This is a genomic window from Pacificibacter sp. AS14 (assembly GCF_038899935.1).
GTDB lineage: Bacteria > Pseudomonadota > Alphaproteobacteria > Rhodobacterales > Rhodobacteraceae > Celeribacter.
The window spans coordinates 52,750-78,059 of record NZ_JBBMQI010000008.1 but is presented as its reverse complement, the minus strand read 5'-3'; the positions used below and the strand labels follow the sequence as shown (position 1 = coordinate 78,059).

Annotated in this window: 22 protein-coding genes and 1 riboswitch; of the genes, 5 read left to right on the top strand and 17 right to left on the bottom strand. The window is 52.3% G+C overall.

Annotation, left to right across the window (positions count from 1 at the left end):
• Positions 1-49: 49 nt before the first annotated feature.
• From WNY38_RS09855 to thiB, 3 genes are read right to left on the bottom strand one after another with little or no spacing between them, the layout of a single operon-like run.
• Positions 50-745 (bottom strand): ATP-binding cassette domain-containing protein, encoded by a 696-nt coding sequence (locus WNY38_RS09855; RefSeq protein ID WP_342857169.1) that lies wholly within the window; start codon positions 743-745, stop codon positions 50-52.
• Entirely contained in the window at positions 732-2,282 is a 1,551-nt protein-coding gene (locus WNY38_RS09850) for a thiamine/thiamine pyrophosphate ABC transporter permease ThiP (protein ID WP_342857168.1), read from the bottom strand. Before WNY38_RS09850 ends, WNY38_RS09855 begins: the two co-directional genes overlap by 14 nt.
• On the bottom strand, positions 2,258-3,232 hold the full coding sequence (thiB, locus tag WNY38_RS09845; protein WP_342857167.1) for a thiamine ABC transporter substrate binding subunit: 975 nt from the start codon (positions 3,230-3,232) through the stop codon (positions 2,258-2,260). The genes WNY38_RS09850 and thiB overlap by 25 nt, the downstream gene beginning before the upstream one ends.
• Positions 3,233-3,274: 42 nt before the next feature.
• Positions 3,275-3,377: riboswitch (TPP riboswitch) on the bottom strand.
• A gap of 100 nt (positions 3,378-3,477) precedes the next feature.
• Between thiB and aroC the strand changes: the two genes are divergently transcribed.
• The gene (gene aroC, locus WNY38_RS09840; protein WP_342857166.1) at positions 3,478-4,581 is read left to right on the top strand and encodes a chorismate synthase; all 1,104 of its coding nucleotides are present in this window, start codon (positions 3,478-3,480) and stop codon (positions 4,579-4,581) included.
• Position 4,582: 1 nt separating this feature from the next.
• Here the strand turns inward: aroC and WNY38_RS09835 are convergent, their stop codons facing one another.
• The 3 genes from WNY38_RS09835 to WNY38_RS09825 form a co-directional block, all read right to left on the bottom strand.
• Entirely contained in the window at positions 4,583-5,449 is an 867-nt protein-coding gene (locus WNY38_RS09835; protein WP_342857165.1) for a DMT family transporter, read from the bottom strand.
• A gap of 71 nt (positions 5,450-5,520) precedes the next feature.
• The gene (locus WNY38_RS09830) at positions 5,521-5,808 is read right to left on the bottom strand and encodes an HU family DNA-binding protein (protein ID WP_342857164.1); all 288 of its coding nucleotides are present in this window, start codon (positions 5,806-5,808) and stop codon (positions 5,521-5,523) included.
• Positions 5,809-5,938: 130 nt separating this feature from the next.
• Positions 5,939-7,417 (bottom strand): AMP nucleosidase, encoded by a 1,479-nt coding sequence (locus WNY38_RS09825; RefSeq protein WP_342857226.1) that lies wholly within the window; start codon positions 7,415-7,417, stop codon positions 5,939-5,941.
• A gap of 137 nt (positions 7,418-7,554) precedes the next feature.
• Between WNY38_RS09825 and WNY38_RS09820 the strand changes: the two genes are divergently transcribed.
• Positions 7,555-8,415, top strand: coding sequence for an SDR family oxidoreductase (locus WNY38_RS09820; RefSeq protein WP_342857163.1), 861 nt, complete (start codon positions 7,555-7,557; stop codon positions 8,413-8,415).
• Between the two features lies 1 nt (position 8,416).
• Here WNY38_RS09820 and dxs read toward each other — a convergent pair whose 3' ends face one another.
• The 5 genes from dxs to WNY38_RS09795 form a co-directional block, all read right to left on the bottom strand.
• Positions 8,417-10,345 carry a 1-deoxy-D-xylulose-5-phosphate synthase gene (dxs, locus tag WNY38_RS09815; protein ID WP_342857162.1) on the bottom strand — a complete coding sequence of 643 codons (1,929 nt, stop codon included), beginning with the start codon at positions 10,343-10,345 and terminating at the stop codon, positions 8,417-8,419.
• 15 nt (positions 10,346-10,360) lie between these two features.
• Positions 10,361-11,227: a farnesyl diphosphate synthase gene (locus WNY38_RS09810; RefSeq protein ID WP_342857161.1), complete on the bottom strand. Its 867-nt coding sequence runs from the start codon at positions 11,225-11,227 to the stop codon at positions 10,361-10,363.
• Positions 11,227-11,469, bottom strand: a complete 243-nt coding sequence (locus tag WNY38_RS09805) for an exodeoxyribonuclease VII small subunit (RefSeq protein WP_342857160.1) — start codon at positions 11,467-11,469, stop codon at positions 11,227-11,229. Before WNY38_RS09805 ends, WNY38_RS09810 begins: the two co-directional genes overlap by 1 nt.
• Positions 11,470-11,571: 102 nt before the next feature.
• The gene (locus WNY38_RS09800) at positions 11,572-12,267 is read right to left on the bottom strand and encodes a response regulator transcription factor (RefSeq protein ID WP_342857159.1); all 696 of its coding nucleotides are present in this window, start codon (positions 12,265-12,267) and stop codon (positions 11,572-11,574) included.
• Positions 12,264-12,770: a MarR family transcriptional regulator gene (locus WNY38_RS09795; RefSeq protein WP_342857158.1), complete on the bottom strand. Its 507-nt coding sequence runs from the start codon at positions 12,768-12,770 to the stop codon at positions 12,264-12,266. Before WNY38_RS09795 ends, WNY38_RS09800 begins: the two co-directional genes overlap by 4 nt.
• Before the next feature lie 165 nt (positions 12,771-12,935).
• Here WNY38_RS09795 and WNY38_RS09790 point away from each other — a divergent pair, with 165 nt between their 5' ends.
• Together WNY38_RS09790 and WNY38_RS09785 are read left to right on the top strand one after the other, a co-directional pair.
• The gene (locus tag WNY38_RS09790; protein ID WP_342857157.1) at positions 12,936-13,805 is read left to right on the top strand and encodes a branched-chain amino acid aminotransferase; all 870 of its coding nucleotides are present in this window, start codon (positions 12,936-12,938) and stop codon (positions 13,803-13,805) included.
• A gap of 62 nt (positions 13,806-13,867) precedes the next feature.
• A complete protein-coding gene (locus WNY38_RS09785) occupies positions 13,868-14,368 on the top strand; it encodes a hypothetical protein (RefSeq protein ID WP_342857156.1) in 501 nt (166 codons plus the stop codon).
• 12 nt (positions 14,369-14,380) lie between these two features.
• On the opposite strand, the gene queG is transcribed toward WNY38_RS09785, so the two are convergent.
• The 5 genes from queG to WNY38_RS09760 all read right to left on the bottom strand — a co-directional run bounded on the left by queG (position 14,381) and on the right by WNY38_RS09760 (position 23,193).
• A complete protein-coding gene (gene queG, locus WNY38_RS09780; protein WP_342857155.1) occupies positions 14,381-15,412 on the bottom strand; it encodes a tRNA epoxyqueuosine(34) reductase QueG in 1,032 nt (343 codons plus the stop codon).
• Between the two features lie 28 nt (positions 15,413-15,440).
• Entirely contained in the window at positions 15,441-16,106 is a 666-nt protein-coding gene (locus WNY38_RS09775; RefSeq protein ID WP_342857154.1) for a glutathione S-transferase family protein, read from the bottom strand.
• 51 nt (positions 16,107-16,157) lie between these two features.
• A complete protein-coding gene (mtgA, locus tag WNY38_RS09770) occupies positions 16,158-16,928 on the bottom strand; it encodes a monofunctional biosynthetic peptidoglycan transglycosylase (protein WP_342857153.1) in 771 nt (256 codons plus the stop codon).
• A 122-nt stretch (positions 16,929-17,050) separates the two neighbouring features.
• Complete coding sequence (gene gltB, locus WNY38_RS09765) at positions 17,051-21,586, bottom strand: glutamate synthase large subunit (RefSeq protein ID WP_342857152.1); 4,536 nt, start codon at positions 21,584-21,586, stop codon at positions 17,051-17,053.
• Positions 21,587-21,759: 173 nt separating this feature from the next.
• A complete protein-coding gene (locus WNY38_RS09760) occupies positions 21,760-23,193 on the bottom strand; it encodes an NAD(P)-dependent oxidoreductase (RefSeq protein ID WP_342857151.1) in 1,434 nt (477 codons plus the stop codon).
• Positions 23,194-23,421: 228 nt separating this feature from the next.
• Here WNY38_RS09760 and WNY38_RS09755 point away from each other — a divergent pair, with 228 nt between their 5' ends.
• Positions 23,422-24,228 (top strand): undecaprenyl-diphosphate phosphatase, encoded by an 807-nt coding sequence (locus WNY38_RS09755; RefSeq protein ID WP_342857150.1) that lies wholly within the window; start codon positions 23,422-23,424, stop codon positions 24,226-24,228.
• Positions 24,229-24,299: 71 nt separating this feature from the next.
• Here the strand turns inward: WNY38_RS09755 and WNY38_RS09750 are convergent, their stop codons facing one another.
• Positions 24,300-25,286 carry a complex I NDUFA9 subunit family protein gene (locus WNY38_RS09750; protein WP_342857149.1) on the bottom strand — a complete coding sequence of 329 codons (987 nt, stop codon included), beginning with the start codon at positions 25,284-25,286 and terminating at the stop codon, positions 24,300-24,302.
• Positions 25,287-25,310 lie beyond the last annotated feature (24 nt).

Below are 25,310 nucleotides of genomic sequence, written 5' to 3'. Positions count from 1 at the left end.
AGGCTGAGACCAACAAAAAAGGCGCTCCATTTGGGGCGCCTTTTTTCATTCAATCACCGACATAGGTCGTGAACCCTGCGGGGGGGGCTTTCAAAAAATCGTCCAGCGCACGTGGCCCATGGCACAGACAGTCCTCGACCCACACAACATCTTGGGCAAAGCGTTCCACATCTTTGATGTCGTGACTGACCATCATCACAGTTGCACCAATGCGCGCGCCAACATCACGCGCAAGATCAGCCATCTCGACCCGCATCGCGGGCCCAAGCGCAGAAAACGGCTCATCCAAAAGCACCAATGGCTTTTCTTGCACCAACAAGCGTGCCAATGCGACGCGGCTTTGTTGTCCGCCAGACAAAGCTGCGGGCAAACGCGCTTCCATGCCAGAAAGGCCCACAGCCCCCAAAGCCCTCAGAACACGGTCTTCATCCGCCGCACTTAACCGCAGGTTTGGATTGATTCCCAAACCTACATTTTGCAGCGCGGTCATATGCGGAAACAGATTGTTGTCTTGGAAAACGTTGGACACAGGGCGTTGATTTGGCCGCAATTTGACGATGCTGTCCCCATGCCAAAGGATATCGCCATGCGTGATAGGCAGGTATCCACCAATCGCCGCCAGCAAGGTACTTTTGCCCGCACCAGAAGGTCCGAGCACAGCAACCCGCCGACTAGAATTGATCGCGACATCAGCCCTAAGCCTAAAGCCATCTTGTTCAATTACGACGCCCTTAAGACTTAGCACGACCACGTCCTCCTCGATCAAAAAGATAAAACAAAGCAAGACTTAACACGAGCAACAACAGAGCAGCGCCCATCGCTTGCTCCATCCGGTAAGCACCCATCAGTCGGTAAATCTGCAACGGCAAAGTGGCCCCATCAGGGCGTGCAAACAGTGTCACTACACCTAAATCACCCATAGACAGCGCCGCGGCCAATCCCGCTGAAAACCCTAGGGGCGCGCGAATACGGGGCAATATAACCAAACGCACCCGCGCCCATCCTGTCACCCCAAGACTGTCAGACAGCGGCCCGAACCGATCTTCGCAAGCCCGCACAGCTGGCCCAATAGAACGCAATACAAACGGCAATGACATCACTGCATTGACCAAGGCTGTGATCAGCAATGCGATGCGCGCAGGGTCCACAAATGGGAACACCATGATGAACAGTCCCGTCCCCATCACCAATGGCGAGGCCGCGACGCTCAACATGCCCAAACCTTCCAGCCAGCGCCATCGTAGGGCCACCAGCGCTAAGCTCACCGCAAAGACAATCGTAAGGCCTGCGGAGCCCAAAGCGGTCACCAAAGACCGCAGTGCAGACGACCAAACAGACGTTGGCAGGGATAAAATATACGGCGCGCCCTGCATTACGATGGCAAGCAAAGGCACGGCCAAGAACAGCGTCGCGAACGTGATCCAAGCACTATCGATGATTTTCGACATTACTCGTCCCTTATCAAACCGCTGCACCGCGCGATCCTGTCCGCCCATGGCGGCTTGCGGGACAGAAAGCCACAGTGACGCCAATGCAGCCGCCCCGCAAATCGCGAACTGCACCCCCGCCAAAAGGGCTGCCTTGCCAATATCGAAATCAAACTTGAAAGCTTGGTAAATGGCCAATTCCACTGTGGTGGCCTTGGGCCCCCCACCAAAGGTCAAAGCGACGGCAAAACTTGTGGTGCAAATCAAGAAAATGATGACCAAAAGCCCCGGCACAAGATTGCGCAGCATAGGCCATTCAATATGCAAAAACACATCCCGCCAAGAGAAATCAAGTGATGCAGCCAAACGAAACTGCTCAGCAGGAACAGACCCCCAGCCATGGATCAAAAGTCGTGTGGCCAGCGGCAGGTTGAAAAACACATGCGCCAGTAAAACGCCATGAAACCCATAGATCGAAATCGGCTCTAATCCAGCCAAAGTCAAACCATAGGCAACGATTCCATTGCGACCAAAGACAGCTGTAAGCCCTAGGATCGCGACGATAACCGGCAAAATAAAGGGCGCGCCCAAAAGCGTGATCAACGCACGGCGCCCCCAAAAAGACCGCCGCGCCAAGGCGCGCGCAACGGGGATGGCCAAAGCAACAGACAGAACGGCGGACCAAAAAGCCTGCACGACGGTAAAGCGCACCGCGGCCACATCAAAGGAATCAAGCGCACCAAACGCGTCGGCCCGAAGAGCCACAGCCGCCAAGGTGCCGAGGCTGAAAAACGTCACCAATCCAGCGACAATCAGCCCCGGCCAAGGATTTATTGCGAGAACGCGCGACGCCATTCGGCGATTGCCTCGTCCCGCAATGCAGCGGCTTGATCCTCATTTAAGAAGATCGCTTTTTCAGGATAGTTGAGCTGCGAAAACTCTTCAGGCCACTGATCTTTTGGCAAAGCTGCTGGATAGGACCAATTGGCTGTTGGGATGAGTTTTTGGAACTTTTCATCCATGATAAACGCCATGAATTGATCCGCGAGCTCGGGTTGATCTGTGGTTTTCAACTTAGCAGCCAATTCGACCATGAAGTAATGACCTTCATCAAACAATGCAGCAGACTTGGTTTGATCTTCTTCCGCGATGATATGGTACGCTGGTGACGTCGTGTAGGACAGCACCATGTCAACTTCACCGTCGGTGAACATGCCGTAGGCTTCAGACCAGCCTTTGGTGACAGTGGTCACTTTCGGTGCAAGCTTGGCCCACTCGGCCTCAGCATCATCACCAAAAACCTGCTTGCCCCAAAGAATCAAAGCCAAGCCAGAGATCGACGTCCGTGGATCTTGAATCGCGATTTTCCAATCTTCATCGCTGTTCACAAGCTCAGCAAAGCTGGTCGGCGGATTGGTAATTTTCGTGTTGTCATAGACAAAGGCCGTGTAGCCCCAGTTGAAGGGCAAAAACGTATCATCCGTCCACTCCAGCGGCAAAGTCAGCGCAGATGTATCGACGCCATGCGGCACAAACAGATCCGACTCCCGCGCTTTTTTGGTCACATCAGAGTTAAAGCCAATGGCGATGTCGGCATTGGTGCGTTCGCCTTCAAGCAACAAACGGGGCAAAAGATCGCCAGTGACATATTCGATTTCGCAATCGCAGGTCTCTTCGAACGCGGCCTTGATCGCAGGTCCGGGGCCCCACTCAGAGCCAAAATAGTCAGGTGCGTAAATTGTAAGAGGGTCAGCAAAGGCTGACGTGGCCAAAAGGCTGGCCGCAAGTGTCAGGCTATAGTTCATAGCTCGCTCCATTCAAAAATGGGCGAAGAAAAAGGTCGCGTCTGGTGATGCGAATACCTTCCCTCCGCCGGTGTTAGCCGGTTCAGGTTCTACGGGTCCGCTTTACGCATCTCAGCCACATGTGGTGGCACCCCGAGGTAGGGCGTAACTTAGCGCTAAATTTGCAAAGCACAAGACCAAGACGCATCGCCCCCTTTCCCAGACGGTCAACACCCGTTAAACCAAGGGCGATCTAGGAGCACAGCATGAGCATCAATACATTCGGCCATCTCTTTCGTTTCACCACTTGGGGTGAAAGCCACGGACCTGCGCTTGGCGCAACTGTTGACGGCTGCCCTCCTGGCATTGCGCTGACAGAAGAGATGCTGCAAGTCTGGCTCGACAAACGCAAACCTGGCACATCAAAATACACGACCCAACGCCGCGAAGCCGATCAGGTCGAAATTTTGTCTGGTGTGTTTGATGGCAAGACCACTGGAACACCCATTCAATTGATGATCCGCAACACGGATCAGCGTTCAAAAGACTATGGTGATATCTCAGAAAAGTTCCGCCCTGGTCATGCGGACATCACCTATTTTCAAAAATACGGCATTCGCGACTATCGCGGAGGTGGGCGTTCTTCGGCGCGCGAAACTGCGGCACGTGTTGCAGCTGGTGGCGTGGCCCGCGCAGCACTGGCGCACTTGATCCCAGATCTAGAGATCAAAGGCTATATGACCCAAATCGGGCCAAACGGCATCATTGGCGCGCGCGATATGGCGGAAATCGACAATAATCCGTTTTGGGTGCCCAGCGCTGTGACAGCCAAGAACTGGGCTGCGTATCTAGATGATATTCGCAAATCTGGCTCGTCCGTGGGCGCCGTGGTTGAAGTTGTCGCAAAAGGCGCACCGGCGGGCCTTGGCGCGCCGATTTATGCTAAGATCGACACTGATTTGGCCTCTGCAATGATGTCCATCAATGCTGTTAAGGGCGTTGAAATTGGCGAAGGCATGAACGCGGCACGTCTGACTGGCGAAGAAAACGCCGATGAAATCCGCATGGGCAACGATGGCCCTCGTTACATGTCCAATCATGCAGGCGGCATTCTGGGTGGGATTTCCACGGGGCAGGATTTGGTCGTGCGCTTTGCTGTAAAGCCGACCAGTTCGATCCTAACCTCGCGCAAAACTGTCACCAAATCCGGCGAAGACACCAATTTGATCACAAAGGGTCGCCACGATCCTTGCGTCGGCATTCGCGCTGTTCCTGTTGGCGAAGCGATGATGGCCTGCGTGATCTTGGATCACCTACTTTTGCATCGTGGTCAAAATGGCGAAACACCTTTGGGTGTTTTCGGCGCATAAATTACGCTTTAGACAGTTGAACGGCTAAGATGGCAACCATGATGGTGGCCACACCCACGAGGTCCCAGCCGTTCACCTGCTCACCCAGAACGAGGGCCGCGATCGCCACTCCGAAAAACGGATTTAGGAAGTGAAATGCGGCCCCTTTGATCGTGCCAATGCGCTCGACCAGTTTGAACCACAGCCATGTCGCAAACAGACCTGGCACGAAAGTGGTGTAAAGCATCGCTACCACCAGCTGGCTCGACATGTTCAGCTCATAGGTGTCAATCACTGGCGACAAAACGCCCAGCACAAGGCTGCCAACCAAACTTTGCAACCCGACCACCATTAGAACATTCGAACCCGCACCGACAGAACGCAAAGAGAGCGTCGCGACGGCCAGCGCGACCGTCCCAACGATGCACATTAAAACGCTCACCGCATCACTGCCTGCGGACAGACGCGTTCCCATGATCAACAATACACCTAGAAAACCGATCACAAGCCCGAGCAAGGCGATGGGTTTGGGAAATGTGCGCATGAATAAGATAGAGAGCAGCGCGACAACCAATGGCATTGAGGACGCCAAAACCGAGGCCAAAGAGGCCTCAACCGATCGCATTGCTAAGAAATACAAGCCAAGATAGGCCGCATTTTGGCACACACCAAAGATGATAATTGCGCGCCATTGCTGACGTGAAAACGACCACGTTTGGCCAAGGGCCCGCGCCAAACCAACGCCGACAACGCCAGACATGAAGAACCGCAAGGACAGCGCCGCCAGCGCAGGCGCATCGGCAACAATAACACGCGCTGAGGTGAAGGCCGATGACCACACCAAAACGAAAGCCACGCCCATCAAGATCGCTTTGGAATCCACTTTCATTTTATGTCCATATAGAAATGCAAAAGGGCCGCGCAAATGCACGACCCTTTTAAAAATACTGCGTGCAAGCCTTAGCCGTTCACGCTGTCTTTAAGCGCTTTGGCAATAGTCATTTTCACGACTTTGTCTGCGTCTTTTTTCATTTGCTCACCCGTTTGTGGGTTACGCACCATGCGCTCTGGGCGTTCACGGCAGTAGATTTTGCCGACACCTGGAAGCGTCACAGCGCCGCCAGCGGAAACTTCGCGGGTGATTATGGCAACAACTGCGTCAAGGGCAGCGCCCGCTGTTTTTTTGTCTGCGGCCAGCTCTTCTGCCAAAGCGGCAACAAGCTGTGTTTTTGTCATTGGTTTCGACATGTCTGTATCTCCTCGTGTCCCCCTTGGATTTAGAGGGTATCGGGCATTTCTAAGCGAATATAGTAGGCCCACACAACGCTTAGTGTGTAGAACCAGCCACTTTTCGCACATTTTGCAGCGATTTTTCGCCTCAGAGGAATGCAGTTTCTTCAAAAGAGCGCAGTTTTCGACTGTGAATACGCTCAATCGGCATATCTCGCAAAATTTCCATTGCGCGAATGCCGATCAAAAGGTGCCGTGAAACTTGGCTTTTGTAAAACTCAGACGCCATGCCTGGCAGCTTTAATTCACCATGAAGGGGTTTATCGGATACACATAGAAGCGTGCCGTAGGGAACTCGAAAGCGAAATCCATTCGCAGCAATCGTGGCGCTTTCCATATCAAGCCCAACAGCACGTGATTGCGACAAACGCTGCACTGGGCCAGATTGGTCTCGCAGTTCCCAATTGCGGTTGTCTATCGTCGCAACTGTGCCTGTACGCATGATGCGTTTGAGATCATAGCCTTCAAGCTGGGTGACTTGAGCCACCGCATTTTCAAGCGAGGTTTGAATTTCCGCCAAGGCAGGAATCGGCACCCAAACAGGAAGGTCCGCATCCAAAACATGGTCTTCACGCAGATAGGCATGAGCCAAAACAAAATCCCCCAATCGCTGGGAATTACGTAAACCTGCACAATGACCCACCATGATCCAAGCATGGGGGCGCAACACGGCGATATGGTCGGTCGCCGTTTTAGCATTCGATGGGCCCACACCGATGTTCACCAAGGTAACGCCAGACCCGTCTGCGCGCTTCAAGTGGTAGGTCGGCATCTGCGGCATCTTGCTGACCGCTTCAATCGGGGTGTCAGGATCAGTGATCTCAACATTCCCTGTGCTCACAAAGCTGGTGTAACCGCTATTTGGATCTGCAAGCTGCGCGCGTGCATAGGCCTCGAATTCAGAAACATAGAACTGGTAGTTCGTGAACAACACGTGGTTTTGGAAATGGCCGGCATCTGTTGCTGTGTAGTGCGACAGGCGCGCGAGTGAATAATCTATACGCTGCGCGGTAAATGGCGCCAAAGGCTCCGATCCGTCTTCGTACTGAAAAGCATACCCATTGACGATGTTATCATGGGTTGTTGCCAAATCCGGCACATCAAAGACATCACGCAAGGGGTAATCCATCACACCCTCTTGGGGCACAGTGACACTGTCATCATTGGCGACTGCAAAATGCACTGGCAGTGGCGTTTGTGATGGCCCGATTTCAACTTTAACACCGTGGTTTTCGATTAACTGCTGCAGCTGGAATGTCAGGTAGTTCCGAAACAGGTCAGGGCGCGTGACAGTTGTGGAATACACCCCGGGCTTGGACACATGACCAAAAGACAACCGACTGTCCTGAGATGCATAAGACCTCACTGTGATTCTAATTTCAGGATAATATGCGCGAAATTTTGAAGCTGGCTTGGTACCCTCGGCGACCTGGGAAAAGCGTTCTATCAAAAATTCCGTGGCTTCGGCGTATAGCTCTTCCAACCGTTGGACTGCAGCCACAGCATCCGAAAAAAATTCAGACTCGCGCAGCGGCGGCGTTTCTAGCTTTAGTCCCGTGTTCGACATCACCACAACAACTCCGTTCTAAACTCTTTGACCCAATCAGGTCTTGCATCTTGACCTTTGGTTGCGCAATTGTCACCAACTCTTAGGATGACGCAAGCCCAGTGCGCAGTGATAATTTACAAACGGGATGTCAATTTATGTCAGGCCATCTTTTTTCATACGGACACGGTTATTCTGCTGCAGCCCTTGCCAAGCTGCTTTTACCTGCAAACTGGTCCATTACAGGTACAACACGAGATCCAGATAAGGCTCTAACCTTGCGCAAAATGCGAATTAACGCCCGCGTCACGCCGCAAGACGACATTTCAAGTGATATCAAAAATGCTACGCATCTTTTGATGTCTGCCGCACCCACGAATGACGGCGATCCCTTTTTGCTCAACCACTTGCAAGATCTAAAAACCGCTCAAAATTTGGAATGGGTTGGCTATCTGTCTACAACAGGTGTTTACGGCGATCACGATGGCGGATGGGTTGATGAAACATCTCCGTTGACACCCGCAACGAAACGCGGAAAAGCCCGTGTCGCGGCAGAGGCGCAGTGGATTAAAGTGTCTGAAGATCTAGGCCTGAACCTTAAAATTTTCCGACTTGCGGGCATCTATGGCCCCGGTCGCGGCCCTTTCGCAAAGGTGCGTAATGGGACAGCACGGCGAATCATCAAACCGAACCAAGTTTTTTCACGCATTCATGTTCAAGACATCGCACAGGTCCTTTTGGCCTCAATAAATCGACCCAAATCCAGCCAAATATTCAATGTTTGCGACAATTTTGCGGCCCCACCTGAGGATGTGATTGGCTATGCCGCCGAACTGCTCGGACTGCCATTGCCACCAGCCCAAGACTTCGAGGCAGCAGACATGACGCCCATGGCACGCAGTTTTTATGCGGAAAGCAAAAAGGTCAAAAACGACCGGATAAAATCGGAACTTGGTGTCGAGCTGATTTACCCCGACTACATGTCAGGCCTCAACGCGCTGCTAGCGTCTGAAAGCTAAATCACGCCCGCTTTGACGCGATGTCTGTGATATCCAAAACGCTGAGAACTTTGGCTTCGATGTCTTCGGCATTCAAGCCAGCAGTCGCATACATATCGGCGGGGCTAGACTGATCGATAAAGGTATCCGGCAAAACCATAGACCGAAACTTCATACCCCGATCAAACACGCCCTCATTGGCCAGAAAATCGGCGACATGAGACCCAAATCCACCGATAGCACCCTCTTCGATCGTGATCAGCGCCTCATGGTTTTCAACCAAATCACGGATAAGATCATGATCCAAAGGCTTGGCAAATCGAGCATCGGCAATGGTCGGTATTATGCCTTTTTGCGCCAAGCTTTCGCAAGCTTTCCTAACGGCATCAAGGCGCGTGCCAAACGACAAAATCGCAACCCGCGCGCCGTTTTGAATAATACGACCTTTACCGATTTCAATCGGTGTGCCGCGTTCTGGCATTTCAACACCAACGCCTTCGCCACGCGGATACCTAAACGCGATAGGCCCATCGTCATGCGCCGCAGCAGTGGCGACCATATGGACCAATTCGGCCTCATCAGATGCTGCCATCACAACAAAGCCCGGCAAATTGGTCAAAAACGCGATGTCGAATGACCCCGCATGGGTGGCCCCATCAGCGCCAACCAAACCCGCACGATCAATTGCAAACCGCACAGGCAAACGTTGGATGGCAACATCATGCACGATTTGGTCGTATCCACGCTGCAAAAAAGTCGAATACATCGTGCAAAACGGCTTCATGCCGCCAGCAGCCAAACCAGCTGCGAAAGTCACGCCATGCTGTTCAGCAATCCCGACATCAAAACAACGAGATGCATATCGCTCAGCAAACAAATTGAGGCCTGTGCCATCGGGCATCGCCGCCGTCACCGCACAAATTTTGTCATCAAAAGACGCCTCTTGCACCAAGGCCTTCCCAAATACGGACGTATAAGACGGCGCGTTTGGCGTCGCTTTCTCTTGTTTACCCGTCAGGACATCAAACTTCGCAGTCGCGTGGCCCTTATCACTTGCACGCTCAGCAGGCGCGTACCCTTTGCCCTTTTTCGTGATCGTATGGATCAAAACTGGCCCCGTTGCCCGCGCTTTAACGGTGCGCAAAACGGACAAGAGTTGATCCATATCGTGACCATCAATGGGACCAATATAGGAAAATCCAAGTTCTTCAAACATCGTCCCGCCAACGGTCATACCCTTGAGCATTTCTTTCGCGCGGCGCGCTCCGTCTTGGAATGGCGGCGGCAGCAAAGATACTGCGCCTTTTGCTGCGGCTTTAAGTTCTTGAAACGGCTCGCCTGCGTAAAGACGTGACAGATAGCTGGAAAGTGCGCCCACGGGTTCGGCGATAGACATTTCGTTGTCGTTGAGGATCACAAACAAACGCTTGCCCAAATGGCCCGCGTTATTAAGTGCCTCAAAGGCCATGCCCGCTGACATCGCGCCATCACCGATGACCGCAATACCATCGCCAAGCGCCGGATCAGGCGCGCCGCCCAAATCGCGCGCCACGGAAAACCCAAGTGCTGCTGAAATAGACGTAGAACTGTGCGCAGCACCGAAAGGGTCGTAGGGGCTTTCGGAACGTTTGGTAAACCCAGACAGACCGTCTTTTTGGCGCAAGGTGCGAATGCGGTCACGGCGACCTGTGAGAATTTTATGTGGATAACACTGGTGCGACACATCCCAGATCAATCGATCTTTCGGGGTATCAAAAACGGCATGCAGCGCGACAGTCAACTCGACCACGCCAAGACCAGCGCCCAAGTGCCCGCCTGTTTCAGACACCGCCGAAATCGTCTCAGCGCGCAGCTCTCCTGCCAAGCGTTTCAGCTCGGCATCAGACAGGGATTTAAGGTCCGCAGGCGTCGCTACACGGTCAAGGGTCGGCGTGTCAGGAAGATCAGACATGGCGCATCATCTTTCTTAAGTTTCGCGGGAAATAACGAACCGCGCCGTCGCGCGCAAGGTTTCAGCGCGATTCCCGTAGGGGCCAATTGCCTCACATGCTTCATCAACAAGCGAGGCCGCACGTTTTTGCGCCGCCTCTAATCCAAGCAAAGACACAAATGTCGCCTTGCCGGCATCTTGGTCTTTGCCAACAGCTTTACCGGTTTTGCCAGAGTCACCAATAACATCCAAAATATCGTCTTGGATTTGAAAGGCCAATCCCAAAGCACGCGCATAGCGCGCCAAAGGCAGCGGATCTCCCCCGCCTAAAATGGCGCCAGCTGTGGCGGACCATTCGATCAAAGCACCCGTTTTGTTGGCTTGAAGTTCGGTGATCGCGGTCAAATCCAAGGGCGTCAGCGCAGTTTCTGCCGCTATATCTTGCGCTTGCCCCAGCACCATACCCTGCGCACCAGAGGCCCGCGCCAAAGAGGCGATCAAATCGACCCTAATCTGGCTGGATGAGGATGTCTCAACGCGCGAAAGCAATTCAAACGATAGAGTTTGCAGCGCATCACCGACAAGCACTGCGGTGGCTTCATTCCACTTTTTATGAACCGTTGGCTGGCCTCGACGTAGATCATCGTCGTCCATACACGGCAAGTCGTCATGCACCAAACTATAGGCATGCATGGCCTCGATCGCGGCGGCGGACCAAACCGATTGAGCAGACTCAATATCGTGCAAAGCGGCGCTTTCCAACACCAACAAAGCGCGCAGGCGCTTGCCGCCGGTGAGGGCATATTGAACACCCAACTCAACAGGAGATTGCCCAAGAGGGGCCAAAACGCCCTTGAAACAAGTTTGCACCAATTGACGACAGCGGTCGAGTTCGGTTTGCATCAGAGGCCTTCGACAGCTTGAACTCCGGCAGGTTTGCCGTCGGACCCAACTGAGATTTTTTCAACTTTTTCTTCGGCGTCTTTCAGCTTGGCTTCGCAATGAGCTTTAAGTTCAGCGCCACGCTCGTACAACTTGATGCTGTCTTCAAGCGCCACTTCGCCGCGCTCAAGCTTTGCCACAACTTGGTCAAGTTCAGCCATTGCAGCTTCAAAACTCAATTCAGATACAGTCGTCTCAGTCATATCGACGTCTCCACACAGATTTGTCTCGGTATATTATGGGCTGCATACATGAATTGACCACCTCTTGGCCAGTTCCCAGTCAGGCAAGTTGTCAGAGAATTTTCACTCGGGGCTCAGCATATACCCAGCGCCGCGCACAGTTTGCAAGAACCGTGGCTGGCGCGGGTCGGATTCGAATTTGCGCCGCAGCCGTGTGATCTGGACATCCACGGCGCGCTCTTGGGCTTGGCCCCCATCGCGTCCCAATTTTTCCACCAACTCACCCCGTGATACCGTTGCACCAAGGGTCGCAGAAAAAATACGCATGAGTTGGGCTTCGGTTTGAGTTAGGCGCACAATTTGATCGCCTTCCCACAATTCGCCACGCTCGATATCGTATCTAAAGTCGCCCAAATGCAGGAATTTCGGTAAGGTTGCTGTCTCTTCGGGCTGCGGAACGCGGCGCAATATGGCATTGATACGCAGCAACAATTCTTTCGGCTCAAACGGTTTGGCCAAATAGTCGTCGGCCCCCGCCTCAAGCCCAGAAATCCGATCTTCGGTTTCGCCTTTGGCCGTCAGCAAAAGGATCGGAGTTACCAAAGTTTGACGCAGGCTGCGCGTGAGCGTCACCCCGTCTTCGCCTGGCATCATCACATCCATGACAATCATGTCGAATTCCAACCCAGCCAATAGCCTACGCGCATGGGCGGCGTCTCGTGCGGCCGTCACGCAAAACCCATTGCGGATCAAAAACTTTTGAAGCAACTGGCGAATACGTTCATCGTCGTCAACAATGAGAAGATGAATATCGCTCACGTGTCTTGCTCCTTTAGAACATTAAAATAGGTCTGTTGGTCTGTATCCATCATTGCTTCTAGCACTTCACGAAAGCCTGCGACAGCCTCTGGCCCTGCCTTACTGAACGCCGTGCGCATACGTGCCCGCTGCGCTTCTGACAACTCAGCCTCAAGCGATTTGCCTTTGGGTGTCAAAAACAGGTGCCGTTCACGTTTGTCTTTTTGCCCAACACGGCTTTCGACCAACTCATCTTCGATCAACGTGCGCAACACACGGTTGAGTGATTGTTTGGTGACCCCCAAAACATCGAGCAACGCATTCACGGTCGCACCGGGCGCGCGATTGATAAAGTGGACAGCGCGATGGTGCGCCCGTCCGTAACCGTGCATGTCTAGAATTCTATCTGGGTCCGCGGTAAACCCTCGGTAGGCAAAAAACATCGCCTCAATCCCGCGACGCAATTGCTCGTCTGTCAGAAACAACAGGCTTTCGCCACCACGTGTACTCTTGCCTTCTGCCACACTGTCTCCATTCACAATCTGCGTAACCTATAAGCATTTTAAGTCAGCGACATTGACATTCCAAGCTGCAATTGTTAGCGCGTAGCATGTTTTGCGTAAGATAATGTTAAATATATCCTATCGACACGCAACAATTGCAAATTGCACAGCTATAGGGAATAGAAAATGGCCGGTTCATTCGAAGATCGCGATGGTAAAATCTGGATGGACGGCGCGCTCGTCGAATGGCGCGATGCTCAAGTCCATATTTTGACCCACGCAATGCACTATGCCTCATCAGTATTCGAAGGTGAGCGTTGCTATTCAGGTAAAATTTTCAAGTCCCGCGAGCACTCAGAACGCCTTCTGCGCTCCGGCGAACTTTTGGACATGCCGATCCCCTATTCTGTCGATGAAATCGAAGCCGCGAAATACGCCGTACTCGAAGCGAATGGCTGGACAGACGCCTACATCCGCGTTGTGGCTTGGCGTGGGGCTGGCGAAGATATGGGTGTTGCCTCGAATAGAAACCCTGTGCGCATGGCTGTTGCCGCATGGGAATGGGGTGCCTACTACGGCGATGCTAAAATGCAGGGCGCAAAGCTCGACATCGCCAAATGGAAGCGCCCGTCCCCAGAGACAATTCCGACAGCTGCCAAAGCCGCTGGCCTTTACATGATCTGTACGATGTCCAAACACGCGGCAGAAGCCAAAGGCTGTTCCGATGCATTGTTCATGGATTACCGCGGCTATGTTGCCGAAGCGACAGGCGCCAATATTTTCTTCGTCAAAGACGGCGAAGTGCACACACCGACACCAGACGCGATCTTGAACGGCATCACCCGCCAAACCATCATTCAAATGCTGGAAGACAAAGGCATCACAGTTCATGAACGCGTGATTATGCCTGAAGAACTCGACGGATTTGAGCAGTGCTGGCTGACTGGAACCGCTGCCGAAGTGACCCCAGTTGGTCAAATTGGCGAACACACATTTGAAGTCGGTGCGCTGACACGCGACATCGCGGAATTTTACGAAAAATTAGTGCGCAGCTAAATTAGGAAAACTTAAAGCCTCTTCTGCTAAATATCTTTGGTGATATTTGGTGGAGAGGCACTTTGGTTAAGAAAGAAACAATCGTTGTCAGCTTGGTCGCAGCTTTTATCGTACTGCCGGCAGCGCTGAGTCTTTCCGCTTACTTCATCACCAAGAATCCGAACTTTCGCCCTCTCGGTATCACTTTAGACAGTCTGACCGAAGCGGGTTTGATCGAAAGTTCTGGTGAAATTATCGCCGTCATTTCGATTGGCGATCGGTCCCCAAAACAAACTTCAAAAAAAGAATACACAAAAGCTCTAGAGTCGACATTCGAGATTTTGGAAAGCGAAGTAGAGGTCAAATTTCGCACCGTCCCAAACAGTTCCGAAATATCCGTCACATACCTCGTCGGACTAAACCGCATCGGCCCCTACCCTATCACGCAAGCTGCCAGCGGCGTTAAAGCTGCGGTGCGCGCCGAGCGACTGGTCAAAGCCCACCAAATTAAACTCGCTAAAAATCTGGAAAAAATTGAAGGGTCGAGAGGCTCTACATCTTGGTTTCGGTTTTTTGACGGCTAGAACCTATACCGATCATAGCCGAGACATAGCCCAAGCGGCTGCCTCTGCAACAGTTTCATCGGGGTCAGCCATCAGCGCACTCACAGATGGACCAAACGTTTTATCACCAGAGTTCCCAATAGCGTAAAGCACATTGCGTACGAACCGGTTTCGTCCGATGCGTTTGATAGGTGATCCCGAAAAGCGCTCTCGAAAAGCCGTGTCATCCAAGGCAACCAACTCCGACAATGGCGGAGACACCAAATCCGCGCGTGCATGATATCGAATGTCTGCCGCCTGCACCGCAAATTTATTCCACGGACAAGCCGCCAAACAGTCGTCACATCCATAGATACGGTTGCCCAAAAGAGGCCTTAGATCTTCGTCCACCGGTCCATGATGTTCGATCGTCAGATAAGAAATGCAGCGCCGCGCATCAATCTGATACGGCGCAGGAAAGGCGTTTGTTGGACAAGATGTCAGGCAGGCTGTGCAGGACCCACAGTGATCGACTTCTGCAGGATCAGGGTCGAAATCAAGCGTCGTAAAGATTGCGCCCAAAAAGAACCAGCTGCCCAAATCGCGACCAACCAAGTTGGTGTGCTTACCCTGCCAACCCAGCCCTGCTTTCGCCCCAAGGGGTTTTTCCATCACAGGCGCCGTGTCAACGAACACTTTGATTTCAGTATCAGAGCCTGCTTGATCGATCAGCCAGCGCCCAACGCGCTTGAGACGTTTTTTTACGATGTCATGATAATCGCGATTACGCGCATAAACCGAAATGGCCCCCGCATCTTTGCGCTTCACGGCCTCCATCGGATCATCGTCTGGCGTATAGGCTTCGGCCAGCATGATCACCGATTTCGCCGCAGGCCAAAGCGCTGACGGATCACCACGCCACGCCATACGATCCGCCATCCATGCCATTTGGCCGTGACGCTCCAAATCGACAAACTGCTGCAAGCGCGCCATGGCTTCGGGCAACTCAGGACGGGCAAACCCAACCTGTGAAAACCCTTCGTTCAAGGCCTGCTGACGAACCGTCTCTTTGTCCAATACTGCCACTGCCCGCGCCCCTTTGGGCTAACCTATATCAAAAGTCGAGGTCAGCATAATGCGCAGGTGGTGGAAACCCAGAAACGTGATCGGCCAAAAGTGAACGAAAGGCTGGGCGTGATTTGATCTTAGCGTACCAATCTTTGACAACTGCAGACCGGTTCCAATCCACATCCGAAATGTAGTCGAGCGACGACAAATGTGCAGCAGCCGCGAAATCAGCCAAGGTCATCGCATCTCCCGCAAGCCAACGGCGACGATCCAAAAGCCATGCCATATAGTCCAAATGGAACTTAATCGCCTTTGATCCTGCTTTGACGTTTTTCGAATCGGGGTAACCCGACTTGGTCAACTTGCGGTTCACCCGCTCGTACAAAAGATTCGACGTCACCTCGTGATGGAATTTGTCATCAAACCAAGACACCAATCTGCGAACCTCGAAGCGTCCTTCAGGGTCGTTTGGCATCAAGGACGGGCTTGGATGTTTTTCTTCAATGTACTCACAAATCGCGGCACTTTCGGACAAGATCATGTCGTCAATGCGCAAAATCGGGACTTTTCCAGCAGGATTGCGACGCAAAAAATCTGGGTCACGTTCCCAGTACCGCTCTTCGACCAGCTCCACTTCGAGCTTTTTCTCTGCAAGGCTCAAACGCACTTTGCGACAAAATGGGGATAAGGGAACATGGAAAAGTCGGATCATTGCACAGTACTCTTTTGTTTTTATCCTAAGTGCCGTGAAAGCGCGGCCAATTCAATCCTCGAAACACGCTGAGCGCCCGTCCGCTCGAATTGTAGCAGCACCGTCGACAATTTGCGCCGCACGTCGTTTAACGAAAGGACCAGGATTGCCAGCGTTTCTGAGTTTCGGTGCAGGCAGCACTGCAGCGAGTTGCGCCGCTTGTTTGGAGGTCAACTCTTCAGGGCCAACCCCAAAATAAGTGCGCGCAGCGGCCTCAGCGCCAAACACACCTTCGTCGAACTCTGCGATATTCAAATAAACTTCGAGAATACGTCGTTTGCTCCACGTCAGTTCGACGATTGGAGTCACCAAGGCTTCCAGCGCTTTGCGTGGCCATGAACGGCCATGCCACAGAAAAGCATTTTTAACCACTTGCTGCGAAATCGTCGACGCCCCCCTACCGGCGCCCTCATCGATGGCCGCGCGGATGGCACTAAGGTCAAACCCCCAATGTTCACAAAAATTCGCGTCTTCGGCAGCCACAACAGATCGTGCAAAGACTGGCGCGATGTCTTCCAAGGACACCCATTGATAATCAACTCCATCCCCGACACGCCCCTCGGACACCATGTAGGGCGTCGTCGGTACAGGTATCACAGTGTACGCCAAAATCCAGATTAAACCGAGAGCAATGACGCCTATGACCAGCTGAAAAAACCGTCGCCGTTGCCGCGCGAAAAAGCCAAGCCCAGCAGGCTCGCGCTTTGCAACAGGTCGCAAAGGTGTTTTAGCCTTTTTGGTTTTACCCTTGGTCGTCTGTTTTTTTTTCGATGTTTTAGCCATAGCGCAGTGATTCATGGTCCTAAGGTTCAGGTCAAGACGTCGTGCAAAGAACACGCGTATTTGGTAGAAGAAAAAGCCCCCAATCGCTTGGGGGCTTAGAAAGTCTTCAAGGTGTCAAAACCTTATTCCGCAGGAATGGCGCCTTTTTCCAAATTCAGTGGCGCTTTGATGTGCACCAGCATTTCTTTGGGGCAAACTTGCAAAAAGTTGGCTTTTTCAGCATCCCAGTTGGACAGAATCTCAAACGCTTTAACAGACCCAGATTCACGCAGATGACGCTCAATCAAAGATTTAAGCTCAGTTTCCCAATACTCAACCGTCACAGGACGGGTCACCAAGGTCTCGTGGTTCATCAACTGTAACGCAGTGCCTTCAGGGTCGTACAAATACGCCATACCACCCGTCATACCTGCGCCGAAGTTGGCGCCGATAGACCCAAGTATCACCGCAATACCACCGGTCATGTACTCACAGCCGCTGGAACCACAACCTTCGATTACAACTTTTGCGCCAGAGTTGCGCACAGCGAAACGTTCGCCTGCGCGACCCGCTGCAAAGAGGTAACCATCAGTCGCACCATAAAGAACCGTGTTGCCGATAATTGTGTTTTCGGACGCAACCAAAGGCGAGTGCATCGGAGGACGCACCACGATGATACCGCCAGATAAGCCTTTGCCGACATAATCGTTGGCGTCACCTGACACTTCTATCTTCAAACCTGGGGCTGCAAAAGCACCCAAAGACTGACCTGCTGAACCTGTAAGTTTCACAGTCAGGTGATCCTCTTGAAGATCATTGCGCATGCCAAAGTTCTGCACAATGTGGCTTGAGGTCCGCGTGCCAATGGTCCGATGCGTGTTTTGAACCGCGTAAGACAATTGCATTTTCTCGCCGTCTTTCAAGAAACGCGCAGCGTCAGAGACGATTTGCGCATCCAGCGTATCAGGCACAGCATTGCGTGGCTTAGAGCGATCGTAGACAATTTTGTCAGCGCCATCGACGGTGATCAAAAGCGGGTTAAGATCAAGATCATCGAGATGCGCAGACCCGCGTGACACCTGTGTCAGCAGATCAGCACGACCGATGACTTCATCCATAGAGCGCGCGCCAATAGAGGCCAGAATTTCACGCACTTCTTGCGCATAAAATGTGATCAAGTTGACCACTTTATCCGCATTGCCGGTGAATTTTTTGCGCAGATCGTCGTCTTGCGTACACACACCAACTGGGCATGTATTCGACTGACATTGACGGACCATGATACAGCCCATCGCGATCAAAGCTGCTGTGCCGATACCGTATTCTTCGGCGCCGAGCATCGCAGCCATAACCACGTCACGACCTGTGCGCAAACCACCATCGGTGCGCAACGTCACGCGTTCACGCAGGTTGTTCATAGACAGAACCTGATGCGCCTCAGTGAGGCCCATTTCCCATGGCAGACCCGCAAATTTGATCGAGGTCGCAGGAGATGCGCCCGTACCGCCATTATGGCCGGAAATCAAAATAATATCCGCTTTCGCTTTGGCCACACCGGCTGCAATCGTACCAACGCCAGACGACGCCACGAGTTTCACTGTGACTTTACAGCGTGGGTTGATCTGCTTGAGATCGTAGATCAGCTGCGCCAAATCCTCGATAGAATAGATATCGTGGTGCGGCGGCGGAGAGATCAAAGTCACGCCTTTGGTCGAGTGACGCAACTTGGCGATAAGGTCTGTAACCTTCATACCAGGAAGCTGACCGCCCTCACCGGGTTTCGCGCCTTGAGCCACTTTGATTTCCAACTCTTCACAAGCCAAAAGATACTCGGCTGTGACCCCAAACCGGCCTGACGCGACCTGTTTAATCTTCGCAGAAGCGTTGTCGCCGTTTGGTTCTGGCGTGAAATCTTCGGGGCTTTCGCCACCTTCACCAGAGTCAGATTTCGCGCCAATGCGGTTCATCGCAATGGACAACGTGCGGTGCGATTCAGGAGACAAAGCCCCCAAAGACATGCCCGGCGTTACAAAGCGTTTGCGGATCGCAGTGATGGATTCCACCTCTTCGATTGGCACAGGTTTGCCCAAAGGCTTGACGTCCAAAAGATCGCGCAAGTGGATCGGCGGGTTAGACCGCATCTTGGCAGTGTACTGTTGCCACATAGAATAGGACGCACGATCACAAGCTGATTGCAGCATGTGCATCGACTGCGCTTCCCACGCATGAGTTTCGCCAGATTTACGCGATTTGTAGAAACCACCGATCGGCAATGTGTTCCCACCCAAGTAGCCTTGCGCATGGACTGCTTCAAGTTTCTTTTGGATACCGCCAACACCGATACCGGAAATGCGTGACTGCATCCCAGGGAAGAACTCCGCACACATAGCGCGCGAAAGGCCAACAGCCTCAAAGTTCAAGCCACCGCGGTAGGATGAGATCACAGAGATGCCCATTTTTGCCATGATTTTTAGCAAACCAGCATCAACAGCCGCGCGGTAGCGCGCGACAGCTTCGGTCAATGTACAATCCAAAAGGCCGCGCTCGATACGATCATTGAGCGAATCTTCGGCCAAGTAAGCGTTTACGATGGTCGCACCACAGCCAATCAAAACCGCGAAGTAATGCGGATCGATACATTCAGCGGAGCTCACGCCGATAGAGCAGAATGTACGCAGGCCTTTGCTTGTCAGCCAGCTGTGCACAGCAGAGGTCGCCAGAATCATCGGCATCGCGACACGATCAGCGCTTTGGCCTTGATCCGTCAGAACAATGTGACCACCGCCAGAACGCACGGCTTCTTCCGCTTCTGCTCGCACACGATTAAGACCATCGCGCAGCGCAGTCGCACCACCGTCGACAGCGAATGTACAATCGATTTCCGTCATCGGCGCGTTGAATTTCGATTTCAGCGTTTCGAATTGGGCGTTGCCAACGAACGGACTGTCGAGCACCAGAATCTCTGTCTGAGAGCTGCTCTCATCCAGTACGTTTTTCAGATTGCCGAACCGCGTTTTGAGCGACATCACACGATACTCGCGCAATGAGTCAATCGGAGGGTTGGTCACCTGAGAGAAGTTTTGACGGAAGAAGTGGCTTAACGGACGGTATTTTTCAGACAAAACCGCGGAAGGTGTGTCATCACCCATCGAGGCCAAAGTCTCTTTGCCATCTTCGGCCATCGGCGCAAGAATTTGCTCCAACTCTTCGATAGAATAGCCTGCTGCGATTTGGCGCTGCTTCAGGTCTACACCGCTAAAAATCGCTTTTTCCTCTAAACCAGAAAGATCTGTTTCAAGGTCATTGATCTTGCCGGCCCAGTCGCCAAATGGCCGTGCTGAAGCCAATTTATCTTTCATCTCGGTGTCGTGATACAATTTGCCGTTGCGCATATCGACAGCAAGCATTTGGCCAGGACCAAGCGCGCCCTTTTCGACGACAGTCGCCTCATCCGTTGGTACCATGCCAACTTCAGAGCCGGCGATCACAAGGCCATCACCCGTCACAACGTAGCGCATTGGACGCAAACCGTTACGGTCCAGGCCAGCACAGACCCAACGACCATCAGTCATCGCCAAAGCAGCAGGGCCATCCCATGGCTCCATCACAGAGTTCACATAAGAATACATGTCACGCCAAGACTGTGGCAGCTCCACCGCTTGCTGCGACCACGCCTCAGGTACGAGCATGGTTTTCGCCATAGGCGCAGAGCGCCCAGCGCGGACCAAAACTTCGAACACAGCATCAAGTGCCGCAGAATCAGACGCACCTTGCGGAATGATCGGTTTGATATCCTCAGCGGTGTCACCAAACGTGCCAGAGGCCATACGGATCTCATGCGACTTCATCCAGTTTTTGTTGCCTTTGAAGGTGTTGATCTCACCATTGTGGGCCAACATACGGAACGGCTGCGCAAGCCACCACTGTGGGAACGTGTTTGTCGAATACCGCTGGTGGTAAATCGCAAAAGCAGATTCAAAACGTTCATCCATCAAGTCAGGATAGAATTCTGCAACCTGTTCGGCCAGCATCATGCCCTTGTAGATGATCGAGCGGCAAGACAGGGAACAGACATACAAAGACTGTGCGCCCGCTGCCAATGCGGCTTTTTCGATGCGACGACGGATCACGTAAAGCTCGCGCTCGAATGTTTCTTCATCCACGCCTTTAGAGTTCGAAATCAAAATTTGTTCGATTTCAGGACGTGTCAAATTGGCTTTTTCACCCAAACAATCAACGCTCACAGGGACGTGACGCCAACCGTAGATGTAGTAGCCCATCCGCAGAACTTCGGATTCAATGATCGTGCGGCATGTTTCTTGAGCACCAAAATCAGTGCGCGGCAAGAAAATTTGCCCAACAGCGATCATTTCATCTGTGCGAGGCTTGTGCCCTGTGCGCTTCACTTGGTCATAGAAAAACGAAACTGGGATTTGCACATGAATACCAGCGCCATCACCTGTCTTGCCATCAGCATCAACAGCACCACGGTGCCAGATTGCTTTCAGAGCAGAAATACCATTTTCAACAACTTTGCGAGATTTTGATCCGTCGATTGAAACAACAAGACCAACCCCACAAGAGGAGTGCTCATCTTCTTCGCGGAAGAGAGAGTTTTGCGCCATCCATTCGCGTTTTGCTTCTTCGCGAGCGACCCAGCTTTCATCAAATTTTGTCATATCGGAACCCTTTCATATCAGTGGCACTATGGCCATTGGGTCAGAGCGATTGCTCTTTAAGACTTCAGATTGGATCGATGGGGCGGCGTTATGCCCGACGGAAATTTGGCAAAAGCGAGCGAAATATCGCTCCTGAGCCAATTGCTGTCTTATCCTCTTCGACCCGTTAAGATTTATTCGGCTGCAATACTTGCAGCGGCATTGACCTGTTCGACAATGGCGTCAGCTGCTTCGCGCCCATCACGGATCGCCCAAACAACCAAAGACGCGCCACGCTGAATATCACCGCAAGCATAAACGCCCGGCAATTTGGTTTCATGCGTTTTGAAGTCGGCCAAAACTGTACCCCAACGCGTGACTTCCAAACCGTCAGCATTCCACAATTTTGGAAGCTCTTCTGGCTCGAATCCAAGCGCCTTGATCACGATATCTGCACCTTCGACATAATCGGCACCCTCGATCACTTCGGGCGATTGACGACCTGAAGCATCCGGTGCGCCCAAACGCATCTTTTGCACCATAACGCCAGTGACAGGATTGCCAGCAAAGCCTTTGGGCGCGGCAAGCCAGACGAATTCTACGCCTTCTTCTTCGGCGTTTTGTGTCTCGCGTTGCGAACCAGGCATATTAGCACGGTCACGGCGGTACAAACATTTCACCGATGTGGCGCCTTGACGGATCGCAGTACGCACACAGTCCATCGCCGTATCACCACCGCCGATCACCACGACTTTTTTGCCCTTGGCGTTCAATTCACCACTGTCAAATTCAGCAACAGTGTCACCAAATGAAACTTTGTTTGACGCTGTCAGGTAGTCTAGCGCAGCAACGATACCGTCAGAACCAGCCCCCGGCCCTTGAAGATCGCGAGACTTGTAAACACCTGTTGCGATCAAAACCGCGTCATGCTTTTCGCGCAGAGCCTCAAAAGAGATGTCTTCGCCAACATTGCAGTTCAAAACAAACTCAACGCCTGAGTCTTTCAACTGATCGATGCGACGCATCACCACGTCTTTTTCAAGCTTGAAGCTTGGGATGCCGTAGGTCAGCAAACCACCAGCGCGATCAGAGCGTTCATATACAGTGACCTGAAGACCAGCGCGACGCAAACGATCCGCTGCGGCGACGCCACCTGGACCAGACCCGATGATGCCAACGGATTCAGTGCGTTCGGTATGCGGCTTGATGGTCTCAACCCAACCGTTTTCCCAAGCTGTATCTGTGATGTATTTTTCAACAGCGCCAATCGTGACTGTTCCGTGGCCAGACTGCTCAATCACACAGTTGCCTTCGCACAGACGATCCTGTGGACAGATGCGACCACAGATCTCAGGAAACGCATTGGTTTCTTGTGAAATTTCGTACGCTTCTTTCAAACGCCCACTTGCTGTCAAACGCAACCAGTCAGGGATGTTGTTGTGAAGCGGACAATGCGATTGGCAATATGGCACACCACACTGCGAACAGCGGGACGCCTGCTCTTCGGCTTTCGCCGAAATGAAGTCACCGTAGATTTCCAAGAAATCTTCCTTACGGTCGCCTGCGTCGCGTTTTTCGGGCATATCCCGTCCAACGTTCACAAATTTGAGCATAGGCTCCTTGGCCATAACGCAATATCTCCGTAGGTTTGAAATTGAATTTGTATGCTGTTTACAAAGAACTGGCACAAAAGAAAAGTCATAAGTACTGTCCTATATGTTGTTTCCTGTCAGAAATTTCTCCATTTCAACTATAATTTCCCAACAATAATGTCAGTGCGGTTGACGTAAATTGAAGCTTCTTATTGAGTTTAAAAGAGTTTATCATTTTTTCGACAGCGCACCAAGGACAGCATTATGAGCATCTACTACTTACTTCTCGTCGCGTTAATTCAAGGTCTTACAGAGTTTTTACCCGTTTCATCCTCTGGTCACTTGATTCTATTGCCCTACTTCGTTGGAATCGATGACCAAGGCCAAGCCATCGATGTGGCCGTTCACATCGGCACCTTAGGCGCAGTCGTCGCTTATTTCTGGGCAGACGTCAAAGTCGGCCTCATGGGCATTCCCCGCATGCTTACCGGAAAAATTGACACACCAGGAGCAAAGCTTGCCTTCCTTTTGCTCATCGCTACGATCCCTGTGATCGTTCTCGGATTGATCCTCAACGTTACGGGCCTATCGGATGCCATGCGATCTATCCGTGTGATCGGCTGGACGATGCTCATTTTCGGCATCGTTTTGTATTGGTTCGACCAAAAAGGCCCTACCCACAAAACAGACACAGATTGGTCGATCAAAGACGCAATCATTCTTGGCCTCTGGCAAGCGGTCGCTCTAATCCCAGGAACATCACGCTCGGGCATCACCATCACCGGCGCGCGCGCTCTAGGATACACTCGTGAAGATGGCGCAAAAATTGCCATGTTAATGTCGATCCCAACCATTTTGGCCTCAGGCATTTTGCTCGGCGCTGAGGTTGCTGGTGAAGCTGACTGGGAGCTGATGAAATATGCAGGCATCGGCGCGGCATTCGCTTTCATCGCGGCCTTGGGAGCGCTTGCGTTGATGATGCGACTTTTACGGTCTGTGAGCTTCACACCCTATGTGATTTACCGCGCCATTCTTGGCGTCGTACTTTTGGTTATCTCTTACAGCGCATAAATATCTAAAACCGCACAAAAAAAGCGCGCCCAAAAATTGGAGCGCGCTTTTTTGTTTTTTAGTCAAACTCTTTAGGTTTTATGCAGATTTTTCGCACTGTCACGGATATCAGCATATTGCCCCGTATCTCGGTAAACCCAAAGATACTCAGGTAAAATGGCGTCCATCGTGGTTGGCGTAATACCCAAATCTGCAAAGCTTTTTGCCTCAGGCGACACAACACAGTCATTGGCGAGGTTCTTGACCTGATCACGCGTCAGAACTTTGTTGTGGAAAAGTCCCAACGTCATAGTCTGCGCAAAGCCAAAGCCCATCGCCATGAGATCGCCAACAAAGAACGGCAAATCAACAACAAGACGACGGCGCTGAATAAGGCCGAGCATTTTGTGGATCAAACCTTTGAGCGTATCCACTTCAGGGCCGCCCAACTCATAAATGCCTGCAGGCGCAACACCCAACACGCCTTTGACAGCTGCTTGCGCCACATCATCGACGTAAACGGGCTGGAACTTTGATTCTCCGCCAACCAAAGGCAAAACAGGTCCGAATTTGGTCATCTCGGCAAAGCGATTGAAGAAATCATCTTCGACACCGAAGACAACCGAAGGTCGCAAAATCACCGCAGACGGGAAGGAAGCAAGCACAGCCTGTTCACCTTCGGCTTTGGTTTTTGCATATTCACTTGTCGACGCAAGATCTGCGCCAATCGCTGACAAGTGAACCAAGTTGCCAACACCTTCTTCAGCAGCGATGCGCGCGATGCGCGATGCGCCGTCGGTTTGAACCGCTGCAAAAGAGTTTTTACCCTTTTCAGTCAAAACACCCACGCAGTTCACAACTGCATCTGCGCCCTGCATCGCGGCGCGCACTGAAGCATCATCGCGAATATTGCACAGAATAGGATCGACCTGACCGACCGCCCCATAAGGTTTTACGTGAAGCGCCTCGTTAGGGCGACGAACAGCAACGCGAACGCGCCATCCTTCTTTTGCCATACGCCGTGCGATATACCGCCCGACAAAGCCAGCTCCACCATAGATGGTGACCAATTTCGTCATCTGCATCTCCAATGCCATTTTCTA

Excerpts from the sequence above, each read along its gene's own strand:
- thiB (WP_342857167.1), bottom strand. The coding sequence starts at position 3,232 with ATGAACTATAGCCTGACACTTGCGGCCAGCCTTTTGGCCACGTCAGCC.
- WNY38_RS09820 (WP_342857163.1), top strand. The coding sequence starts at position 7,555 with ATGTCAGGCCATCTTTTTTCATACGGACACGGTTATTCTGCTGCAGCC.
- WNY38_RS09810 (WP_342857161.1), bottom strand. The coding sequence starts at position 11,227 with ATGCAAACCGAACTCGACCGCTGTCGTCAATTGGTGCAAACTTGTTTC.
- WNY38_RS09830 (WP_342857164.1), bottom strand. The coding sequence starts at position 5,808 with ATGTCGAAACCAATGACAAAAACACAGCTTGTTGCCGCTTTGGCAGAA.
- dxs (WP_342857162.1), bottom strand. The coding sequence starts at position 10,345 with ATGTCTGATCTTCCTGACACGCCGACCCTTGACCGTGTAGCGACGCCT.
- WNY38_RS09790 (WP_342857157.1), top strand. The coding sequence starts at position 12,936 with ATGGCCGGTTCATTCGAAGATCGCGATGGTAAAATCTGGATGGACGGC.
- gltB (WP_342857152.1), bottom strand. The coding sequence starts at position 21,586 with ATGACAAAATTTGATGAAAGCTGGGTCGCTCGCGAAGAAGCAAAACGC.
- WNY38_RS09775 (WP_342857154.1), bottom strand. The coding sequence starts at position 16,106 with ATGATCCGACTTTTCCATGTTCCCTTATCCCCATTTTGTCGCAAAGTG.
- WNY38_RS09835 (WP_342857165.1), bottom strand. The coding sequence starts at position 5,449 with ATGAAAGTGGATTCCAAAGCGATCTTGATGGGCGTGGCTTTCGTTTTG.
- WNY38_RS09755 (WP_342857150.1), top strand. The coding sequence starts at position 23,422 with ATGAGCATCTACTACTTACTTCTCGTCGCGTTAATTCAAGGTCTTACA.
- WNY38_RS09805 (WP_342857160.1), bottom strand. The coding sequence starts at position 11,469 with ATGACTGAGACGACTGTATCTGAATTGAGTTTTGAAGCTGCAATGGCT.
- aroC (WP_342857166.1), top strand. The coding sequence starts at position 3,478 with ATGAGCATCAATACATTCGGCCATCTCTTTCGTTTCACCACTTGGGGT.
- WNY38_RS09760 (WP_342857151.1), bottom strand. The coding sequence starts at position 23,193 with ATGGCCAAGGAGCCTATGCTCAAATTTGTGAACGTTGGACGGGATATG.
- WNY38_RS09825 (WP_342857226.1), bottom strand. The coding sequence starts at position 7,417 with ATGTCGAACACGGGACTAAAGCTAGAAACGCCGCCGCTGCGCGAGTCT.
- mtgA (WP_342857153.1), bottom strand. The coding sequence starts at position 16,928 with ATGGCTAAAACATCGAAAAAAAAACAGACGACCAAGGGTAAAACCAAA.
- WNY38_RS09750 (WP_342857149.1), bottom strand. The coding sequence starts at position 25,286 with ATGACGAAATTGGTCACCATCTATGGTGGAGCTGGCTTTGTCGGGCGG.
- WNY38_RS09850 (WP_342857168.1), bottom strand. The coding sequence starts at position 2,282 with ATGGCGTCGCGCGTTCTCGCAATAAATCCTTGGCCGGGGCTGATTGTC.